The organism is Desulfatiglans sp. (assembly GCA_012513605.1).
In the GTDB taxonomy this organism is placed as follows: Bacteria; Desulfobacterota; DSM-4660; order Desulfatiglandales; family HGW-15; genus JAAZBV01.
The window spans coordinates 13009-33363 of record JAAZBV010000026.1 but is presented as its reverse complement, the minus strand read 5'-3'; the positions used below and the strand labels follow the sequence as shown (position 1 = coordinate 33363).

The following is a 20355-nucleotide window of genomic DNA, read 5'->3' as shown; positions in this document are numbered from 1 at the left end:
CAGCCACTTAAGCCGTGGAACTAACCGAAAAGGCTCTTCAAAGATACCAAGGAATCCAAGACTGGGCTCCATATTTACTGCAAAGAGTTCACGTGCAGTCCTGAGAAGTGTTTCACGGTATGCTCCTGTCTTTTCACGAAGCATGCCTGCAACGCTTAGATCACAACAGATTTCACAGACATATCTCATCTGCCTGCGAGTCCAAATAAGAAGAGGATTAAACCAGTAGACAATTTGTAAAGATACACAAATCCAGTGAGCCAGTAAATCTCCCCGCTTTATATGGTATAGCTCATGGATAAGTATATGCTCTGCCTGCTCTTTAGACAGCTTATCAATATAACCTTCAGGCAACAGAAGAACCGGTCGGAACACACCATAAACCGCAGGACTTTTTGCTCCTTTTGAATAAATTACTGATGGTTGTTTTTTCAGCTTCAACTGTGTCCCTGTTTTTGTCATTAGCTCATTAAACCATTCAGGGATAACCTCCCGCCCATCCACTTGGTGCAGCTTACGGAACTGAAACATTTTTCTTAACAGCATGAGCGTAAAGATAATTATACCCGAAATCCAGGCCAGTAAGGCATAACTCTGCCAGGTCACCTGCTTAACTATAATCTCATCGGGGTTGAAAAAATTTGCTGACAGCTTTTCAGTTTCACCCATATCAACATTAAATGTAATCTGCTCCTGAACCTGGGGCTGTATCAATGAAATAATGCTAGTAGGCATCTGCCAGGCAGGAGATATTACAAGCTTTATAAACACCAGCGCCCATAGTGCATATCTCACCTGGGGCCATGCCCATTTACGGATCATCATATCCAGGGCTGTCACAATTACTATAAGCAGGCTTACCTGCCAGAACATGCTCCCCATCCACTGCCACCAGACTTGAGACACATCGTTAAGGTACTGGATCATGATCTATTCCCCCTTTTCTTCTTTTTTTAGAATGCGAATCAACTCCTCACGTTCCCTTTTCGATATCTTCCTTTCATCAACAAGATAGTGCATAAAGGGCTCCAGCGCTCCGTCCAAAACCTTGTCAAAGAGGTTTGAAAAGGCGTTCTTATGCGCTTTATCCTGGGCGATTATGGGTTCATAAAAACTTGTATTACCCCTTTTGTGTTCTGACACAGCGCCCTTTGTAACAAGCCTGCTAAGCATTGTCTTAACCGTGGTATAGGCCCATTCAACATTTTCAGGGATGTTTTCGACAATCTCCCTCGCAGTTGCCGGACTCTTTTTCCACATCGAGTTCATGATCTTCCATTCATTCTCAGATAGCTTCATTTTCTCCTCCTTTCTACATTTGTAGATGAATCTACTACACATGTAGAACTATTGTCAACCATTTTCTTCTACAGTTGTAGAATTTTATTGTTTTTTTGAATAGTCGACCAAATTCGTGTCAATGAAAGTGTTGTTCCTGCATGTCATTTCGAGCAACAGGAGAAATCTAATAATTCTTTTAAAAACATGATCTCTCCTTTCAGTCGAGATGACCGGATAATTTTGGGATTCTGTAAGCCCACATGTCGATAAATCGTAAAAACATGAAAACAACTGGATCCCCCGATCAAGTCGGGGGATGACGGGGTGCGGTTGGATCCCGATCAAGCCGGGGGATGACAGAAGAATGGTTTTCCCCCTACGCCTTGCGCCTTAAGCCCAGCGCCACTCAGCAATAGGAGTAATGTCGGATAAAAATATATAGCAGATTAAACTGTAACAGGTTATGCACCCCCACTATTACATTTGACATAATTAATATAACCCCTTATATTCTCAGAAAAATTGGAAGAATATATCAGGAGCAAAAAACAATGGAATTTAGAAATATGCAAAAAATATTTATGAAAATCGCCACCTTTCTTGTAGCCCTCTCAATCGTGGTAGTAATAGCGCTGCTGTTTTTCAGGCATCAAATAATAAATAGAAAATCTAAACCTGCAGTGACTGTGCAAAGCGCTATGGATAAGGAAACAAAATTTAATTACTCAGGGATGTCTTTAACCGTTGACACCTCAAAACCAGTTGCAATTCCAAGGGATATGAAAAAGAGGGCTGTTACAGAAGAAAGGGATAAAGCAGAGGCAGACCCCTATCCACCTGTATCTGAACCGAAATAAATAAACATACTAATTTGTTGATCTTGTAAAATGAATTACCATCTTGCATATCTAATCATCGGTATTCCCCATTGACATGGAATATTTAAATCCATATACTGCGTTTCAATTAACGTAACTGCATAACATTAACTATTTAGCGTTATTTTATACCCTTTTCATTCGTCTATTGGCTCCGGTATAATTTTTTTATACTATAAAAATATTAGCTATTGGGGGCATATGGCAGATATTGAAGTATCCAACGGTATGAGAACTGAGTTAAAGGCTGTTGGAAGTAAAAACATACCCGGCAGATTCGCCTATTCTATAGCTACAGGCATGGCCAAATATGGCAGTGATTGTGCTCTCCCTGATATACTCCATGCCGAATTCATAAGAAGCCTCTTTGGTCACGTAAAAATCAAAAACATAGATATAACTCTAGCCAGGGAATCAGATGGAATTGTAGACATTGTTACTTGGGATGACCCTGATGTTTTAGCTGCAAACCCGGCCCTTTTTAAGCCGCCTGTAATGACAATGGCAGGGATACATGTGCGCTGGGAGGTGTTAATAAAAAATAGATTTCAGCGTTCAGCTTAAGATAAAGGCATTAAAAAAAATATGACGAACGGGGATGAAAAAATAGGGACGCACACAAAGACACGAAGCCACAAAGAAAAGAGCTTCTCTTTTTTTCAAAAACCTTTGTGTCTTATCGGCTTTGTGTGACACAAAATCAAAGGAGATTACAACATGGCAGATATCGAAGGAAGTAACGGTCAGAGAACGGAATTCAAGGCAGTTGGAAAGGCAAATGTTCCAGGGAGGCTTTCCTTTTCCATTGCAACCGGTATGGCAAAATTCGGGAGTGATTATGTGGCTCCAAACATGCTTCACGCCAAGTTTTTAAGAAATCCATATGGCCGTGCAAAGATAAATAGCATTGATACAAGTAAGGCAATGGAACTCAATGGCGTGGTTGATATCATTACATGGGAAGACCCTGAAGTAAAGGCTATGAAGGGCACACGTGAACCCCTTATCACCAATGAATCTGACACAGAAGATGAAGAGATCGGATGTGTGGTTGTTGCAGAGACACCGGAGATCTGCGATGAGGCACTAAGGCTCCTTAAGATTGACTGGGAGGTTTTTCCAACAATAGTTGATCCAAGGGATGGCCTCAAGGAAGGTTCGCCGATAGTGCGTATTGATCCTAAACTACTCTCAGGCAAGCCCTATACAACAGGTGATGTTGAAAAGGCATTTAAAGAAGCTGATCATATTGTTGAGTTTGACTGGGGTCACTCAAAGACTGCATCTCATCCGCCAAATCCAAACGGGAGCCTGTCATGGTGGGCACAGGACCCTCTGGGTGCCCCTGGCCCATCATTATATATAGAGGGTGTCTGCCCCACATGGGGTTCATTCCAGCTTTTACCCATGTATAATCTACACTTTGACAAGTTACATCGGGGCACAACCTTTCAGGGAGGCAAATACTGTGACTGGTTTATCCGCCGCTCACAGCTTGTTACACCTCTGCTCTCAAAAAGAACAGGCCGCCCTGTCCGATGCGTAAATGAAAGGAATCATGATTACTACCCTGCCAACCCGCAGAGATATTCTCACACAAAGATAGGCTTTAAAAAGGATGGCACGATCACAGCGGTTGAGGAAAGCACAATTGGCGATTCAGGCGCCCCCGGAGTTGGGGCTCAGCCATTTTCTATGGGCTCATTTGAAGCCACGTTCAGCCCGTTCAATACTACAAAATGCATTAACCTAAAAAGCAGTTTCCAAAGTGTTTACACCAGTTCAGGTAAGAACACAGGGAGCCAGACATCCCCCTTTAACTGGGATGCCATGACCATAGCGGAACAGATCGTGGCAGAAAAACTGGACATGGATGTTATAGATGTTGCCCTTAAAAACATACACGGCCCATCTTCACAGCAGGACCCAGGTATCCCCGATGGTCTTAAGATGTGTATAGAAAAGGGTAAAAAGGCCATGAACTGGAAATGGCATAAGGCAGGCACCAAAAGACTCCCTGATGGCAGGATGCATGGCCTGAGCTTCCGCTATGCCCAGTCTCCAAGGCATGCGCAGCAGCCATACACTGCAACAGTTACAGTACAGGCAGACAGCAAGGTTTATGTGCCACTTAAAGGCCCGTGGATGGGGGTTTATGCAGCAGATGCATGCGCCCTGGTTGTTGCCGAAGAGATGGGGGCAAAGATAGAGGATGTAATACTCTTATATGACAACAAGGCTATCTTCACCCCAGTAGGTGGTGGCAGCGACGGCACCACAGCCTCAGCATGGGTAATGAAGGAGGCCGCTGTAAAATGTAAAAGGCTTCTCCTTGAACTCGCAGCAAAATCAAGCGCCTTCAGTGGAGGTGGTGGAGGAATGTTAGGAGCACCCCAACCCAGTGGGCCAAAAATCAGGCCTGAGGATCTCGATACAAAGGATACCATGGTTTATCTAAAATCCGATCCGGCCAAGGCATTTCCATTTGGTAAGTTTATCGCGGATGAAGGTTTCGGGGATCATGACCTGGATATCACCGCCACATATTTCGGAAGGCCGCCTGAAACAACCTGGCATAAGGGCGGGCATATACTTGACACCATGAACACCAGTTACTGCGAAGTAGCTGTTGACACAGAGACCGGAGAGGTAGAGGTGCTTAAATATGTTGTTGTGTGCGACCCGGGAAAGGTGCTGAGGATGACTTCTTTTGAAGGCCAGCTCTATCAGGCCATGTTTTTTTCTCATGGAGGGGGATTAACCGAGGAGTTTATCTACGACAAGAAAACCGGGGTAAAACTGAGTACAAATATGTTTGAATACAAAAAGCCCACAATGGTTGATATGGGCCCGGTTGAGACATACGCTGTTGAGACACGGGGTGGAAACGCCTGCTATGGCGCAACCGGTATCAGTCACTGTATGGCAGCCCCGCTGCTTCCGGTATGTGCCGTAGCCAACGCCATAGGAATATGGATCGAGCCACCTGCAACACCTGATAAGATACTGGCAGCACTGGGGAAATGTTAATTAAAGCTATCAGCCTTCAGCTATTAGCTTAAAGCACTAAAAACGAAGATTTGGCTGATCGCTGACTGCTGAAAGCTCCATCCAGAAATTATCTCTTTCTGGATGGAAACTAACGAAGTGATTTTAAGAATAAGGAAGGACTTGGACTTAACAGGATGGCAAAGGTTTGAGCAACAGCGGAAAAGTGGGAAAGATGTGAAATGGAAATTTAGAACAGTAATAGAGGAATCTATTAATTAAATGTAATATTTATTTGTCATAGCACTTTAAAAGGAGACTTTACATGGCGGAACGGAAAGATGATAAAGATAACAAAAAAGAGGTTTCAAGACGTGATTTTTTAAAGAGAGGAGGAACTGCCATTGCTATCGGCACTATTGGCGCCTATACCTCAATATCTGCATCAACAGCGTCTGAATCTCAAAACAAATCCTATGAACAATCAAAAGGATACATTGTTTATGACAGCAGGATATGCCTTGGGTGCCAGAGCTGCATGTACGCATGTTCAATGGCGCATGAAGGGGTGGCAGCCCCGTCACTCTCAAGGATACAGATTATCCGGGATGCCCCCTCCTTTACAAAATACCCCTATGACATTGTAATGTCTGTATGCAGGCAATGCCTGACGCCGGTTTGCGTGCAGAACTGCCCCACAGGCGCATGTCATGTGGATACAGAAAATGGTAATGTCAGGGTAATAGACCCTGAAGTGTGTATTGGCTGTAAAACCTGTATTGAATCATGCCCCCAGCGGCCACACAGGACAGTCTGGAACCCGGAAAAGGAGATTGCAATGAAATGTGACCTCTGCATTGATACCCCCTTCTGGAAACACAAAGGTGGCCCGGATGGCGAACAGGCATGTGTAATTGGCTGTCCTGCAAAGGCGCTGAGACTTGTTCACGAGCCCCCATCCCAGAAAGATGTAAACGGGTATGATGTTGATATGGCGCCTCCTCCGCCTCCACCAAGGGACTTCGGGAGTTTTTTCAGTCAGGATTCTGATGATAACAAGGGAAAGGGGGAATAGATCATGGCAAACGGATACACAGGAAAGATATTAAGAATAAATCTGACGAATAAATCTATTAACACAATAGATACTTCAAAATATGAGGAGTTTGGCGGCGGCTATGGCATGGGCACTGCCATATTCTGGGATTTAGCAGTAGCGCCAGGCGAATGGGACATGAAAGACCCGTATGATCCCCGTAATGTGCTCCCCATAATGGTAGGGCCTCTTGCAGCAACCGGTATCCCGGGGGCAGGCAGGACAAATGTTTGCGGTATGTCTCCTGAGACCTACCCAACCTCTGAATTCTGGCGCGGCAATTTTGGTGGCCGTTTTGGAACCATGTTGAAGCTTGCAGGATGGGACGGGGTAGTAGTAGAGGGCAAGGCTGACAAGCCTGTATGGATCAATATAATTAATGACAAGGTAAAGATCGAAGACGCAAAGGAACTCTGGGGCAGGGATACATGGGAAACACAGAGCAGGATAACATCTATGGTAGGCGGCCAGACCCGATACGGTGAGCAATGGCAGGAAATAGATGATACCTATTCAACCAGTCGGCCTGAAATCCTCTGTATTGGCCCTATAGGTGAGACCAAATCAAGAATGGCTGCCCTTATTACAGGGAGCGGCGTAAGCGCACGCGTGGGCGGCCATGCGGCAGTATTTGGGGCAAAGAATCTGAAGGCCATAAGTGTTATCGGGACAGGCAAGGTAGAGGTCGCAGACCCTGAAGGTGTTATTGAGGCGCGATTGCATCACTTGAAATCATTCCAGGGCGGGGCAATATCCTATACCGCAGGGCCGGGCGCAGCAACCTGTATGCCATGCCTGAGAGGCGACAGGCGCAGGAAAAATTACTATGGCGGTGAAACCATGTGCGCCTGTATGGGATGGCTTGGCAGCAACAAGGCATCTGATTCTGACCGTGCAGCCGAGGCATTGATAAAATACGGGCTCAGCAGTTGGGCTGCCCATTTTCATGCAGATATGTTTTCACAGGATATCCCCGGAGCGCCTGCACTGTTCAGAGGAAAGGTTCCAACAGATTCCGGCCTGGGCTGGTATCTCCAGTACCTCAAACAAGAGGGACTCCTTGGCCCCGGTAAAGAGATAGATTCCTATCCGCTGCCAATGGATCAATGGAGTGACCTGAGCTTTCGCCTGTCCCTGCTTGATGCAATCGCAAACCGCACCGGGATAGGCGATGCCCTGGCAGAAGGGACATGCCGTGCCGCTGAAAAATGGGGCCGTTTTGAAAAGGATAAAGCGAGTGGCGCTCTCAGGCTCACAGCCTGGGGTGCAGCAGCCCACTGGACAATGCCCTGGGTGGAATGGGCCTATGCCTATATTTTAGGTGCAGGAGACCCGGCATGGCACGGTTTCATGTCGCCGGTCGGTAAACCCGCGACAGGGACGCTTGAAGAATCTCTTGCCAAACTTTCAAAATCAACTATCCCATATACAGATGATATATTCATGTTTAACTATGCATGGCAGGGTGAAGAGGCATGGAAGACCGGCATCTATTCACCACACAAGGCGAAACAGGTTGCATGGAGCCGCCACTATTCATCTTTCTGGAATGAATCAATGGCCTTCTGCGAGATGCTGCTCCCTGAACCGGGGACCCACACCCCTGAGATGGAAACCATGTATTACAAGGCTGTCACAGGCAAGAACGATTCCTTTGCAGACACCATGCGTATGGGTCAGAAGATATGGACGCTTGAGCGGGCAATTCGCGTAATGCATGGAAGAAGCCGTGAGAAGGAGGATTTCTTCCCATACATGTATATGCCGGGGGCATCAGGCATAGCTATTTACGGGGGCGTGCCCATATATGAAAATGGCAAATGGCGCAGTGATAACTGCCGTGACATGTACCTTGACAGAAAGGGTGTAAATGACTTCAAGACACACTATTATGCCCTTGAAGGCTGGGACGAGGAGCATGGCTGGCCCACTAAAAAGACTATGGATGACCTTGGTTTAAAGAGAATGGTTGAGCCTATGAAAAAGGCAGGAAAGCTGGGCAAGGCATAGCTAATTAATTCCACTAAAACTCCTCTCCCTTTATGGGAGAGGTTGGGTGAGGGTCCCCCTTCCTCGGCCCCTCCCATAAAGTGGAGGGGAGTTTTAAAGGAAGAAATATTTAAGCAAACAAGGTTTAAAAAAATAATGAATATACTCAACTTACAAATAATCTGTAGATTTCTGATATTCAGTGGCATTATTTTTCTTATTTCAGTTAAAGGAGTGATAGCCGAGGACTGTATAGCCTCCGGCAACCTGAATTATATCTACGGCCCAGTAAATGCCGAGGACATCCTTCCCCTTGGTGATACTGAATGGCTTATAACCACCGGCCTGAACGGCAGGTTTTCGGACACGGTTAATCCCGGCCACATCTATCTTGTGAACAGGAAGGATAAGAGCTATGAAGAAATCTTTCCGGGTAACAACCCTGTGTTTAACCATGATAAACAGATGTTCAGTGCCTGCCCCGGCCCTGTAGATATCGATAAATTTTCATCCCACGGGCTCGCGCTCAGACAAAAATCAGCAAACAGTTTCAGTTTATATATTACAGGTCACGCAGCAAGGGAGGCTATCGAGACATTTGAGATAAATATCCAGGGAGAAAAACCAGTTATAACCTGGACAGGTTGTGTGCCACTCCCGAAAGATATATATGCAAACAGTGTTGCTATCCTTAACGATGGGGGATTTGTCGCAACGAAGTTTTACGACCCCGCTATGCCTGATCCATTTAAAGAAATGTTTAGCGGCAGGATTACAGGCGGCGTATATGAATGGCATCCCGGTGGTGAGGTAAAGGAGATTAAGGGTACTGAGCTTTCCGGGCCAAACGGGATCGCCATATCCCCTGATAACAAATGGGTATATGTGGCGGCCACAGGCACACGTGAGATAGTCCGGTTTAACCGCACGGAAACCCCTTTAACATTTAAAAAGGCGCAGACAGGTATCAAACCTGATAACGTCCACTGGGGTGATGACGGGATGCTTTATACCTCAGGCGATAATTATGTGGCGCCTGATGAATGTAAAGATGCACGATGTGAAACAGGATGGTCAGTAATCAAAATAAACCCTGAGACAATGGAGGCTAAACGAATAACAGGCATTGATCAGAGAACCGCAATGCAGAAAGTTAGTGTTGCAATACCTGTGGATAACGAGATATGGATAGGCACCTATGCAGGCGACAGGATTGGTTATTTACCGAGACCATAGTGCAGGGATAACGAGTAAATATTTACAGGTTATTTCGATGGACACCGGTAGGGGCACGATGCATCGTGCCCGTGCAGTTACAATGTGCTATATGCAAATTCGGATACAGTGCACCGTATGAAAAGCGGGCACGGTGTGCCGTTCCTCTACAAATTTAAAATGGATCAGACTATGAATAAAACAACTATTAAAATTATCTTTTTATCCATATTTTTGGTTGCTCTTCATGTAATCAGTGCGGAAAATAATCCATCAGGTTATGCAGGCTCTACTGCATGCCAGCCCTGTCATGAAGAGCAGTATAATTCATGGAAGACATCAAAACATGCAGCCGAATTTAAGACTGAACAAAAGGATACTCAGACATGCAACGCATGCCATGCAACAAGATCAAACACCGATCAGGAGAAAATGGAGGGCAATGTCGGATGCGAGGCTTGTCATGGCGCAGGTGAAGAGCATGCTGGCAAAGGAGATAAAACAAAAATAGTATCAGATAGATCTGCTGATATTTGTGGTCGTTGCCATAATGGCAACAGATCAGAGAACACCTCATGGACAGAAGAATATAAACCGGGGATGAAGCTTGCTGATATCAAGGGATTAAAGCTTATGCCGGTTGCACCTGATAAACTTGTCCCATCTGTAAAAGATATCCACCCTTCCCTGACATACAACATGTGGCTTGTTTCAGGGCATGCCAAAACACCGGAGCGTACTATTGAAATAAATGGTAAAAAATGGGAAGGCCCTGTAACATGTGCTGCATGTCATAACCCTCATAACAGCAGCAACAGGGCCCAACTGGTAATGGACCCAATGGAACTCTGCAAGTCGTGTCATTTCCAGGGTGAAGTATTAAAGGGATTTGGCGCAAAGGGCATAGAAGAGACCAGGAGCCTTCACACCGCAGCAGCCTGTATCGCATGCCATATGACAGAAAAAAACCACCTCATGAAGATGTTTCGTCCTGATGACCCAAACCTCGCAGAAGACCGGCTGGACTCGTGCTCTGACTGCCATGAGATAAAAGACAGGAAGATGCGAACCGCCCAGTTGCATGACATGGAGGCATGGTACAGAGAGGCATTTGATCCTCTTCAGGAAGATCTCAAAATGATAGATAATAAACTTAAAGCTAATCCTGATATCCTCAATGCAGGCTTAAAGGCAAAACTAGCGGATGCCAGAAACAATCTTTCTATTATTATAAAAGATGGCTCAAATGGTGTTCACAATCTTGATTATGCACTTGAGATAATGTCTCAGGCTAAAAGAGATTTTAAGGTTATAAAAGAGGCTATTAAGTAAAAACCACATTTTTAATAAAGGGGGACTTATGGGTACAAATCAGACAAGAAGAAAATTTATAAAAACAGGGTTGGCGCTTTCTGCTGCAGGGCTTGTTTCATCAACAGGCATCAAACCCTCATTTGGCCAGGAAGAACCAAAGGTTGTCTACCGCACACTGGGTAAAACAGGGCTCAAGGTCTCCGGGGTAGGCTATGGTATAGGGTTTGTTCCGATACCTGATGTAGTTAACAGGGCATTGGACATGGGGATTAACTATTATGATACCTCACGCGTGTATGGCGACAGCGAAAAGATCTTCGGCGATATTATTAAAAAGAGGGATCGCAGTAAACTCGTTATTGCTACAAAATCAGGGTCTAGAAGAAAGGCTGACATCCTCAAGGACATTGACACAAGCCTTAAGTCCCTTGGCACTGACTATGTTGATATATATCACCTGCATGCCAAGGACACACCAACAGCTATCCCTGATGAGGCGCTCGAGGCGGTACATGAGATTAAAAAATCAGGAAAGGCTCGTTTTTTGGGGTTCAGTTGTCATGACCCGAACAGGATGGTAGATTTTCATATAGAAAATAAGTTTGATGTTATACAGACAACCTACAGTTACGCCATAGGCGGTTTTTACAGGGATCAGGCCATAAAAAAACTGAGTGATGCAGGCGTTGGCATCATTGCCATGAAGGTTGTTGTAGCATTGACAGGCTTAAACCTGCAAAATCTGAGTAATCCTGTACCTAAAAAAGGTGACGGGCCACTGGCCGGCATCAAGTGGGTTTTAAACAACCCTGCCATAGGGACAACAGTACCTCACATGAAGACCATTCAGGAACTTGAGATGAATTTCCGCGCCATGGCAGAGCCATATACACCGGCAGATGAAAAGATGCTTTATGTAATGAATGAGCAGATAAGGCCATCATATTGCCGTATGTGTTACCAGTGCAGCGGGAAATGCCCAAAAGGCATGCCTGTTACAGATATATTGCGTTTCCTGGCTTATAATGATTATTGCGGTAATTATCACCAGGCTCGTATGAGTTTTATGGAACTGCCTAAAAAAATAAAAAGTGTCAAATGCAGTGACTGCTCGGTTTGTGCAATTAAATGCCCCAATGGCGTTAATGTGCAGGCCCGCCTTATGAGGGCTCAGGAGCTGCTGGCGTAAAAAAAGAGAGGGTTCGAGGGGTCAGGGGTTCATCCGCCGTCGCCAAGGCTATAGCGGGACAAGAGGGGTCGAGTGAAAAACTTTTTTTCATTCTGGCTAAATCATCGAAATCTGAATATCATGATCAGGTGGGGTGTAAAACCCCACCCTACTTTTTTAAGGTAGCATTCTTGTTCTGTCATAATAACAATGAAGACGGGTTAAATGCCCCCACTTGCCCCCTGGAACCCTTGAATCCTTGAACCCTTTATTTACTCATCAATAGGAGAGATCTTTATGAAACGTTCTATATTATTATACCTTGTATCGATTTTAACCCTTCTTTTAACTCTTTCTGTCACTGCTGAACAATCCTGCGAAAGGCTCAAATCAATTAAGATCCCTAATGTAACCATTACCTCTGTTGAAAAGGGTAGCCCCGGTTATGAACTGCCCGGCATGACAGGGTTTATGAATATGCCGCCACAGAAGATCAATGCCCCATTCTGCCGGATCCAGGCCATATCAAGGCCCTCATCCGATTCGGATATAGGCATAGAAATATGGCTCCCTGACCCGGCAAACTGGAACGGCAGATTCCTCGCTGTCGGCAACCCCGGTTTTATCGGGTCAATAGCAAGTGGCGGCATCGCCCGAAATATGGAAAAGGGGTATGTCTCTGCAGGAACAGATACAGGCCATGTTGATGAAGGGTTTGAATGGGCAATAGGCCATCCCGAAAAATGGGCAGACTGGGGACACAGGGCTGTCCATGAAATGACGGTTGCTACAAAAGCCCTTGCAAATGCATATTATGGTAAACCCATTGAATACTCATACTGGAACAGTTGCCACAATGGGGGTAACCAGGGATTAAACGAGGCACAGCGTTATCCTGATGATTTTGACGGCATAATAGCGGAAGACCCGGCCTTTTTTATAACACACCTCCAGCCCGGTTCCCTTTATATAAGCTGGCTTGCGCTTAAGGATGGGGTTAACGGCCCGGGTTACATACCCACAGATAAGCTCAAGGTTATTAATGATGCCGCATTAAAAGCATGTGATAAAAATGACGGCCTTGTTGACGGGTTAATTGAAGACCCTGCAACCTGCGATTTTGATCCAGGCGCCATACAGTGTGATGGCAAAGACCTTCTTACATGCCTCACAGCAGCACAGGTGGATACTGTCCGCAAGATATACGATGGAGCAAAGTTTAATGACGGCACACAGATATACTCAGGTTTTGAAAGGGGGAGTGAACTCACCTGGACAATGATGATAGAAAAGGAACCTTTCATGGTAAATCTCAATTATTTTAAGGGTATTGTCTTTGAAGACCCAAACTGGGATTTCCGCACATTTGATGTGGACAAAGATACACGCCTTGGCATCAAAAAGGCTTCTTCTGCTCTTGATGCCAATGACCCCAATCTTAAGCCCTTCAAGGATGCGGGAGGAAAGATAATAATGATCTCATCATGGAACAGCATGGCGCTTCCTCCACGCCAGCTGGTAACCTATTATGGTGATGTGGTTAAAGCACTTGGCGGTTATGAAAATACTCTGGATTTTGCGCGCCTCTTTACAGTCCCCGGATCAGGCGGTTGCCCGGCATTTGCAAACCCTGAAGGTTTTAAGACCTTTGAAGCCCTTGTTGACTGGGTTGAAAATGGCAAGGCCCCTGATAAAATAATATATCCCCACACAAAAGGCGGGGGCATGATGGGCATGGGCGCCAAACCGGAGGTCTACCGCACGCGCCCTGTATGCCCCTATCCCAGGCAGGCAAGGTATAAGGGGACAGGCGACGTCAATGATGCGGCAAATTTTGAATGCGTTGAGGTAAAAAAGTAGTTTTTTTTTATTTTTTTCCTTATGCCTTGTTACAATGCCAAACAGGCCTGTTTTATGGGAATCTAACGTAGAGACAAGGCATGCCTTGTCTCTACATTTTTTAAATCCTGAACATTCAATTTTTAAATATCTGCCTTTTCCTATAATCATTTCTCACACAAAGTCACAAAGCTCACAAAATTAAAAAACAAAAAAATATTATGTAAAAATCATTTAATTTTCTTAGTGTTCTTTGCGCCTCTGTGTGAGATATTGCTTTAGGTTTTTGCTTTTCGCCTTAGCTTGACGACAATGTGCGAAGGCGGAAATCTATCTTAAAACCTGAAGAAGATAGATGCCCATTGGAATTTATCCCGCACATGATGAGGGACTGGCAAGACGGTGTAGTAAGTTTTTATTTTTCATGGATATAAACATGCTTTTGTAATATTTTAGATAACAATAAATTTGTCTTTAAACCAAATTTATATTAAGTTATCTGTAATTGTGATCAGCCATATTTCAAGATAATAGTATATGATTAAAGGATCAACAGCATGGAAGAAAAAGATATAGAAACACAGCCCACAAAAAAGGCAAAATTAAGGATAATCCTCTTTATTCCAATAGCAATAATAGCATTAGCAGTCTTTGTGGCGCTCCAACATAAGTCTCCTTCCACAGTTGAGATTGATATACCCCATACCCCAAATGGGCCTGTTGCCCCGGACTTTTCACTCCCTGATCTTGACGGCAGGATGATCAGCCTGAACGCATATAAAGGCAAGGTGGTGATTGTGAATATCTGGGCAACATGGTGCCCGCCATGTGTAGCCGAGATACCATCACTGGAAAAACTCTACACAATGTTTAAGGATGAAGGGCTTGAACTCCTGGCAGTGAGTGTGGATAAAGAGGGGAAAAGAGTAGTTGAATCATTCATTAAAAAAAAGAACATCCGTTTTCCTGTGCTCCTTGACCCGGATGGCCGTGTTTCAGCTTTATACCGGACAAGAGGTGTCCCCGAGAGCTTTATAGTAAAAAAGGATGGCACAATTGACAATAAGATTGAAGGGGCTATTAACTGGACATCGCCAAAGGTTATTGAATATTTCCAGAAACTGCTTAAGGAATAACAGGCATTAACAGTTACACATGAAAACACTGCCAGTGTTTATTTAACACATACGTCAGCAGTAAATAAAGAAGACAGACATTAAAATAAAGGAACCCTGCTTAAAAAGGCAGGTCTTCATTGTCTATATCATCAAAATCATCAAAGTCATAGGGCATAATATCCCTGTTAAAATCCATAAATACATCCAGCGACTCGCATAGATTCTTAACGATCCGGCTGTATGCCTCTTTATCTGATACATCCTTTACCTGAGACATGGATTTTAATGCATTGCTGATCTCTTTTGATATATCGTCAATTAACTTTGTTGTATCCATATTATTGCACCTGTTTTAGTTTCTCATAGTGAGTCTGAACGTAGCTAGAGTAGCAAATATGGGGAGGAAGTCAATCAACATTTTTATGAGCCAAATTTATACTGTGTACCCGCTGTATTCAATATAAAGGCATCCGGCATTGCATTCATAAATGCAGCAACAGCTTCAAAACCTGTACAATGAAGAGGGGCAATAATATCCGGGTTTATCATTTTTATATCCGCAATTGTATCCCTGATTTTATCCTCTTTTGCATTTACCAGGTGAAACCCACCCAGGATGGCATGTACCTTTTTTATACCGGTAATCTTTTGAACATGCTTTACGGTGTTTACAATGCCGGCATGAGCGCAGCCTGAAATGATAACAAGCCCCCTGCCCTTTATATTAATTAACAGGGCCTGCTCCCCTCTAAAGTCATCAGGCACAAGCGAGTCACCACGCTTTACAAGCAGGCTTGGCGATGGGGTTTCATAGGGGGTGATACGCTCAATATCACCTGAGATATATCCGCCGGGAATAATCTCAATCGGGTTTACTACCTCCCTTATAGAAATCCCCGAGGCCTCGATTTCTGTTTGATCAAGCATGCCGATATCAGTGGCTATTTGGGCCCCTTGCCGAAGGGAATACCTGTTCAGGAATGCCTCCTTACCGACATAGAAGGGAGTGCCATCTTTTATCAGAGCCCTGTTCTTTTTCAGAGTTTCGGCAGCACCCATAAAGTGATCATAGTGCCCATGACTCAATCCAAATGCATCTGCCTTTCCTATATCAATACCCAGCAGCCTCATATTATTATCTAAACCATCTGGATCCATTCCAAAATCAAACATACAGGCGCCTCTTCTGCCGCCTGATTCGGTTTCAATAAAAAAGGCAAGACCATGCTCTGCATGGATACATTTCCCCGGGGATGACCGGTATCTTACGGCATATTCAGTATCAGGCCTGGTTGCATCAAAATAATTGTCAGTCAATACCCATACAGTAACTCTCTCAGCATCTGTGACATTAAGTTCTGTTTGTTTCATTCTATTCGCCTCTTAATAGATTTTTGAGTATCCTGGAAGCATAAGACCTGTCAATCAGCTCTCTTATCCTGCTGCCGGGGAAAATGCTCCGCCATGTAAGAAGATATGCCCCCTTCAATGTTAAAGATCGTTTACCATCACTATCAATCTCATTATAACAATACCCTCTTTTAACCAGATCATCTGACTCCCTTGCCATAAAATCTTCAATATGCTTAAAGCCCTTTGATTTGTCATATGCCATTGGTCGGGCTGTATTCTTTAAGTTATTCTTGATCCTCACAAAAACATTATAAAGTTCCTTTGGTGATTTTATATCAGGGTAACGCAATGCTATTTTTAAATCCATATCAGGGAAAGGCAATACCTGGGATGAATTGAAGATATTCAGCATAGAGCCATCTTCATACAACTGTGAAAACTCTACATAGGTAATTGTTTTTACACTGCTAATGATTGAAACCACCAGGGCACAGGTTAAATCTGTTTCATTAGTGTACAGGGAAAAGTTTGTCTCTGCATTGGTATCTTTCATATATGAAGAGCCAATATATTCGAAACCTATTGTCTTAATCTCAGAGTCCAGTCGATTAAATTCCTCATCTCTACTTATAAGGAATTCATTTTCATCATGCCCGGCAAACCTGATCCTCGCCGGCAGTTTTTGTACCTTTTTTACGAAGAGGGGACCTAATAAATTTAAAAGGGCTATCGGCACAAATATAACCCCTAAAACTATCTTTATTAACATAGTAGTCTCCCTTGGAGTCAGTTTAATTAATAAAATAAATCCGCATATTATTTATTACGAGGTCTATCCACTATCTTCTTGGTAAAAATCCATGTGCACCAGCCCAGCGCCAGGATGGCAAGGCAAAACAGGGCATATGAAAGCCTCAGGTCGAGTCCTTTGGTCATCATACTCCACTCCGACATCCCGCCTATGCTGGCAATCAGGTTAAGAGGGAGAAATACTATATTTATCAGGGTTAGATTTTTTAACAGAACATTCATATTGTTATTTACTATTGACCCTCTTGCGTCCATTAATCCACTTAAAACGGATGAATGTATATTGGCCTGCCTTGCAGCCTGTGAGTTTTCGAGGATAATATCCTCAAGCATTTCAAGATGCCGCTCCTGAAATCCTATCTGGCTTGCCATTCTATCCAGCTTTCTTAAGACAGCTCCATTGCCTTCAAGTGCATCCACATAATAGACAAGGCTTTCACTCAGACTGAACATCTGAAGAAGATGTTTATTTTCCATGGATACTGTTATCTTTTTCTCAAGCTCTGATCCTATCATCCTTATTGCTTTCAGGTGCCCAACAAACTGCCTGACCTTGCTGAGCAGGAATGCCAATAACACATCACTGACATCCCTGGTTTTACGAAACTCTCTTTCCATAAAAGATATTTCACTTGTCTCCCCGACAAACATCAACTGATCCCTGAAAAGTATCAACCCTGTAACCTTTATCTCAAATTCAATTGACTCTGAGACTGTTGCCTTAATGGGTGACTTCCATATTAAAAGTAGACGCTCATCAGAAAAATCAATCCTGGGCACCTCATCAGGGTCAAAAATAGAATTCATATCATATTCATCAAGGTCAAACTTGTTTTTGATCTCCTCTTTTTCTATCTCCTGAATCGTTGAGGCAATCATCACAGGGGCGTTATCATGAGTCGACTGTGTAACCCGGTTCTCTTTAATTTCGTAGTATGCTATCATTTTTTGCCCCATTTTTTGTTGACTTAATCAGCCAGTCTGTAAGGATTTCTCCGGTTTCTTTAAGCAGGTTATCGGGTTCAAGTCCGTTCTTTTTCTCTCTTTCCGCCTTATCCTTTTCAGCCTTTTCTATTTCCGAATATTCCTTATATGGCTCCTGACCTGATGCCTGCCTTCGCCTGTTTTCTATATCAAGCAGGCGCTGTTTCATAACTTCTTCTTCCTTTAGCCTCACTGATTCATTCAAAGAAATCCTTGTTCTTTTTCGATTTTCTTCAAGAAATGAGATGCGTTCATTAAGGTATGTAAATTCCGGGTTATCCTTTATGCGGAGCAAGTGCCCCTCTTTAAGAAAATTGATGACAGGGGTCAGAACCGAGACCCTGTTGTAGTCAGCAGCCTTGATCTGATCCCAGGCCATTGTCTGTGGCAGAGAGCTTTCGCCAATTTCATCAGCATTGATGACTTCAGGGAATAATATATCAGGTATAACACCGCGATTTTGCGTGCTCTCGCCGTTTATCCTGTAATATTTGGCCTGTGTATATTTTAATCTTCCCGGTTCAAGCGGCTCCATACTCTGAACAGTTCCCTTGCCAAAGGTCTGGCTTCCAACAATAATTCCGCGTCCATAATCCTGGATGGCGCCGGCCAGTATCTCTGAAGCGGATGCACTCATTCTATTTACCAGTACTGCCATCAAACCGCTGTATACAAGTCTTGGATCAGTATCGCTGTAAAGCATTACATCATTATCTGCATCACGAATCTGAACTACAGGACCTTCAGTTAAAAAAAGGCCGGTCATATCTTTTGCCTCGTGAAGAGAACCTCCACCATTGTTTCTAAGATCAAGGATCAGTCCCTGGATATTTTCATCAAGCAGTTCATGTATAAGCCTTTCCACATCACGTGTGCTGCTTTTATAGTTGGCATCTCCTGACATGGCAGCTTCAAAATCGCTGTAAAATGCCGGTAGTTTAATAATACCGATCCTGTAATCCCTCTCTTTCCTCTTGATTTCCAATATGCTTTTTTTTGCTGACTGCTCCTCAAGCTTTACAGTATCTCGTGTTATGGAAATTATCTTTGTCTTACTTATATCCGTTTTATCGGCAGGTATAACCTTAAGCCGAACGACCGTTCCCTTTGGCCCCCTGATTAGTTTAACAACGTCATCCAGCCTCCACCCTTCTACATCAATAATTTCACCTTTTTCACCCTGCCCGACAGCAATAATGAGGTCTGCTGTTTTTAATTCTCCCCCGCGATCAGCAGGCCCCCCAACCACAAGTTCCTCCACCTTCACATACATATCCTCACTCTTAAGCATGGCACCTATACCCTCAAGTGAGAGGCGCATATGGATATCAAAATTGGTCGACTCAACTGGAGGAAAATACTCGGTATGCGGTTCATAACTGTGTGTAAAGGCCACAATAAAGTATTTAAAGACATCATCACTGTTGGTCTGTTCAAGTAACCTTAACTGATTTTTATAGCGTTTTAAAAGGGTGGTCTGTATCTCTTCTGAAGGAGTTTTATCAAGCTTGAGATTCAGTATCTCATTTTTTAACAGATTAAGCCAAAGCCTCTGAGCCGCATTAAGGTCATCACACCATGGGAGTTTCTTACGGTCAATCTCAATATATTCATCTGTGTTAAAATCAATGGCAGCTATCTCATTTTCAAGAACCCCTATTGTGTATTTAATCCTTTGCTCCCTTCTCATGTGGTACCTTCTGTAGATATAAAAAGCGGACTCCAGGTTTCCACCTTTCAGGTCGTCATCAAGGATAAAACGAAATTTTGAAAACTCATCAATATCTGTTTTCAGGAAATGTGTTTTTGAAGAATCAAGTAGCTCTATGTAGTTGTTAAACACCTTTTCACTGAATGCATTATCAAGCGTTTCATCAAGATAATGTGACCTTTTCAGTTTTTTTACAAGATTCCTGACTGTTTTTTCCTGTTCTTTTGTTGGCGATAGCATCTGCTGGGCAGTAGCGCTCTCTATTGTCTCTGCATCAGACAGCTTCAGGTAATCTATCAGCAAAAAAGAGGTAACCAAAAGCAGTAAAAGCAGGAGGATTTTATTCAAGGTTATATATCGATTCTTTATTATCATTTGATTTCCGGCAACTATATTAGAGGTTTTGTTATCAATCCTGATTGTTTATATTAATTAATAGTATAGCTGTAATAACATGGTTAAAACTTGTCAAGTTTGAACTGCAATAAAATAATTAAAATCAAAAATATTGAGCTTTTATTCCCGAAAGAACTCTGATATGCAGGTAATTTTATAAAAACAATAACCAGCCATATCAAGGAGAATAAGGTGCCCCTGAAAGAGATTCAGCA

At 43.6% G+C, this 20355-nt stretch carries 17 protein-coding genes; 10 read left to right on the top strand and 7 right to left on the bottom strand.

Annotated elements, in window-relative coordinates; translation table 11 throughout:
* Positions 1 to 927, bottom strand: a 927-nt coding sequence (locus GX654_03150; protein NLD35842.1) for a M56 family metallopeptidase, incomplete at its 3' end; no start/stop codon positions are given.
* Between the two features lie 3 nt (positions 928 to 930).
* Positions 931 to 1299: a BlaI/MecI/CopY family transcriptional regulator gene (locus GX654_03145; protein ID NLD35841.1), complete on the bottom strand. Its 369-nt coding sequence runs from the start codon at positions 1297 to 1299 to the stop codon at positions 931 to 933.
* A 533-nt stretch (positions 1300 to 1832) separates the two neighbouring features.
* On the opposite strand from GX654_03145, the gene GX654_03140 reads away from it, so the two are divergent.
* The 10 genes from GX654_03140 to GX654_03095 all read left to right on the top strand — a co-directional run bounded on the left by GX654_03140 (position 1833) and on the right by GX654_03095 (position 14904).
* On the top strand, positions 1833 to 2138 hold the full coding sequence (locus GX654_03140; GenBank protein ID NLD35840.1) for a hypothetical protein: 306 nt from the start codon (positions 1833 to 1835) through the stop codon (positions 2136 to 2138).
* 222 nt (positions 2139 to 2360) lie between these two features.
* Entirely contained in the window at positions 2361 to 2723 is a 363-nt protein-coding gene (locus GX654_03135) for a hypothetical protein (protein NLD35839.1), read from the top strand.
* Positions 2724 to 2876: 153 nt separating this feature from the next.
* Positions 2877 to 5189, top strand: coding sequence for a xanthine dehydrogenase family protein molybdopterin-binding subunit (locus tag GX654_03130; protein NLD35838.1), 2313 nt, complete (start codon positions 2877 to 2879; stop codon positions 5187 to 5189).
* A 283-nt stretch (positions 5190 to 5472) separates the two neighbouring features.
* Positions 5473 to 6222, top strand: a complete 750-nt coding sequence (locus tag GX654_03125) for a 4Fe-4S binding protein (protein NLD35837.1) — start codon at positions 5473 to 5475, stop codon at positions 6220 to 6222.
* A 3-nt stretch (positions 6223 to 6225) separates the two neighbouring features.
* On the top strand, positions 6226 to 8253 hold the full coding sequence (locus tag GX654_03120; GenBank protein ID NLD35836.1) for a hypothetical protein: 2028 nt from the start codon (positions 6226 to 6228) through the stop codon (positions 8251 to 8253).
* 135 nt (positions 8254 to 8388) lie between these two features.
* On the top strand, positions 8389 to 9468 hold the full coding sequence (locus GX654_03115; GenBank protein ID NLD35835.1) for a hypothetical protein: 1080 nt from the start codon (positions 8389 to 8391) through the stop codon (positions 9466 to 9468).
* Positions 9469 to 9639: 171 nt separating this feature from the next.
* Positions 9640 to 10779: a hypothetical protein gene (locus GX654_03110; GenBank protein NLD35834.1), complete on the top strand. Its 1140-nt coding sequence runs from the start codon at positions 9640 to 9642 to the stop codon at positions 10777 to 10779.
* A 28-nt stretch (positions 10780 to 10807) separates the two neighbouring features.
* Positions 10808 to 11950 (top strand): hypothetical protein, encoded by a 1143-nt coding sequence (locus GX654_03105; protein ID NLD35833.1) that lies wholly within the window; start codon positions 10808 to 10810, stop codon positions 11948 to 11950.
* 276 nt (positions 11951 to 12226) lie between these two features.
* On the top strand, positions 12227 to 13789 hold the full coding sequence (locus GX654_03100; protein ID NLD35832.1) for a tannase/feruloyl esterase family alpha/beta hydrolase: 1563 nt from the start codon (positions 12227 to 12229) through the stop codon (positions 13787 to 13789).
* Positions 13790 to 14325: 536 nt separating this feature from the next.
* The gene (locus GX654_03095) at positions 14326 to 14904 is read left to right on the top strand and encodes a TlpA family protein disulfide reductase (GenBank protein ID NLD35831.1); all 579 of its coding nucleotides are present in this window, start codon (positions 14326 to 14328) and stop codon (positions 14902 to 14904) included.
* Between the two features lie 100 nt (positions 14905 to 15004).
* Here the strand turns inward: GX654_03095 and GX654_03090 are convergent, their stop codons facing one another.
* From GX654_03090 to GX654_03070, 5 genes are all read right to left on the bottom strand, one after another.
* A complete protein-coding gene (locus GX654_03090) occupies positions 15005 to 15223 on the bottom strand; it encodes a hypothetical protein (protein ID NLD35830.1) in 219 nt (72 codons plus the stop codon).
* 83 nt (positions 15224 to 15306) lie between these two features.
* Positions 15307 to 16257, bottom strand: a complete 951-nt coding sequence (locus GX654_03085) for an MBL fold metallo-hydrolase (GenBank protein NLD35829.1) — start codon at positions 16255 to 16257, stop codon at positions 15307 to 15309.
* 1 nt (position 16258) lies between these two features.
* A complete protein-coding gene (locus tag GX654_03080; GenBank protein ID NLD35828.1) occupies positions 16259 to 17008 on the bottom strand; it encodes a hypothetical protein in 750 nt (249 codons plus the stop codon).
* A 47-nt stretch (positions 17009 to 17055) separates the two neighbouring features.
* Positions 17056 to 17994 (bottom strand): magnesium transporter CorA family protein, encoded by a 939-nt coding sequence (locus GX654_03075; GenBank protein NLD35827.1) that lies wholly within the window; start codon positions 17992 to 17994, stop codon positions 17056 to 17058.
* On the bottom strand, positions 17972 to 20119 hold the full coding sequence (locus GX654_03070) for a carboxy terminal-processing peptidase (GenBank protein ID NLD35826.1): 2148 nt from the start codon (positions 20117 to 20119) through the stop codon (positions 17972 to 17974). The genes GX654_03075 and GX654_03070 overlap by 23 nt, the downstream gene beginning before the upstream one ends.
* Positions 20120 to 20355 lie beyond the last annotated feature (236 nt).

Excerpts from the sequence above, each read along its gene's own strand:
- GX654_03135 (NLD35839.1), top strand. The coding sequence starts at position 2,361 with ATGGCAGATATTGAAGTATCCAACGGTATGAGAACTGAGTTAAAGGCT.
- GX654_03080 (NLD35828.1), bottom strand. The coding sequence starts at position 17,008 with ATGTTAATAAAGATAGTTTTAGGGGTTATATTTGTGCCGATAGCCCTT.
- GX654_03100 (NLD35832.1), top strand. The coding sequence starts at position 12,227 with ATGAAACGTTCTATATTATTATACCTTGTATCGATTTTAACCCTTCTT.
- GX654_03145 (NLD35841.1), bottom strand. The coding sequence starts at position 1,299 with ATGAAGCTATCTGAGAATGAATGGAAGATCATGAACTCGATGTGGAAA.
- GX654_03140 (NLD35840.1), top strand. The coding sequence starts at position 1,833 with ATGGAATTTAGAAATATGCAAAAAATATTTATGAAAATCGCCACCTTT.
- GX654_03090 (NLD35830.1), bottom strand. The coding sequence starts at position 15,223 with ATGGATACAACAAAGTTAATTGACGATATATCAAAAGAGATCAGCAAT.
- GX654_03130 (NLD35838.1), top strand. The coding sequence starts at position 2,877 with ATGGCAGATATCGAAGGAAGTAACGGTCAGAGAACGGAATTCAAGGCA.
- GX654_03085 (NLD35829.1), bottom strand. The coding sequence starts at position 16,257 with ATGAAACAAACAGAACTTAATGTCACAGATGCTGAGAGAGTTACTGTA.
- GX654_03125 (NLD35837.1), top strand. The coding sequence starts at position 5,473 with ATGGCGGAACGGAAAGATGATAAAGATAACAAAAAAGAGGTTTCAAGA.
- GX654_03105 (NLD35833.1), top strand. The coding sequence starts at position 10,808 with ATGGGTACAAATCAGACAAGAAGAAAATTTATAAAAACAGGGTTGGCG.
- GX654_03095 (NLD35831.1), top strand. The coding sequence starts at position 14,326 with ATGGAAGAAAAAGATATAGAAACACAGCCCACAAAAAAGGCAAAATTA.
- GX654_03115 (NLD35835.1), top strand. The coding sequence starts at position 8,389 with ATGAATATACTCAACTTACAAATAATCTGTAGATTTCTGATATTCAGT.
- GX654_03120 (NLD35836.1), top strand. The coding sequence starts at position 6,226 with ATGGCAAACGGATACACAGGAAAGATATTAAGAATAAATCTGACGAAT.
- GX654_03110 (NLD35834.1), top strand. The coding sequence starts at position 9,640 with ATGAATAAAACAACTATTAAAATTATCTTTTTATCCATATTTTTGGTT.
- GX654_03070 (NLD35826.1), bottom strand. The coding sequence starts at position 20,119 with ATGATAATAAAGAATCGATATATAACCTTGAATAAAATCCTCCTGCTT.
- GX654_03075 (NLD35827.1), bottom strand. The coding sequence starts at position 17,994 with ATGATAGCATACTACGAAATTAAAGAGAACCGGGTTACACAGTCGACT.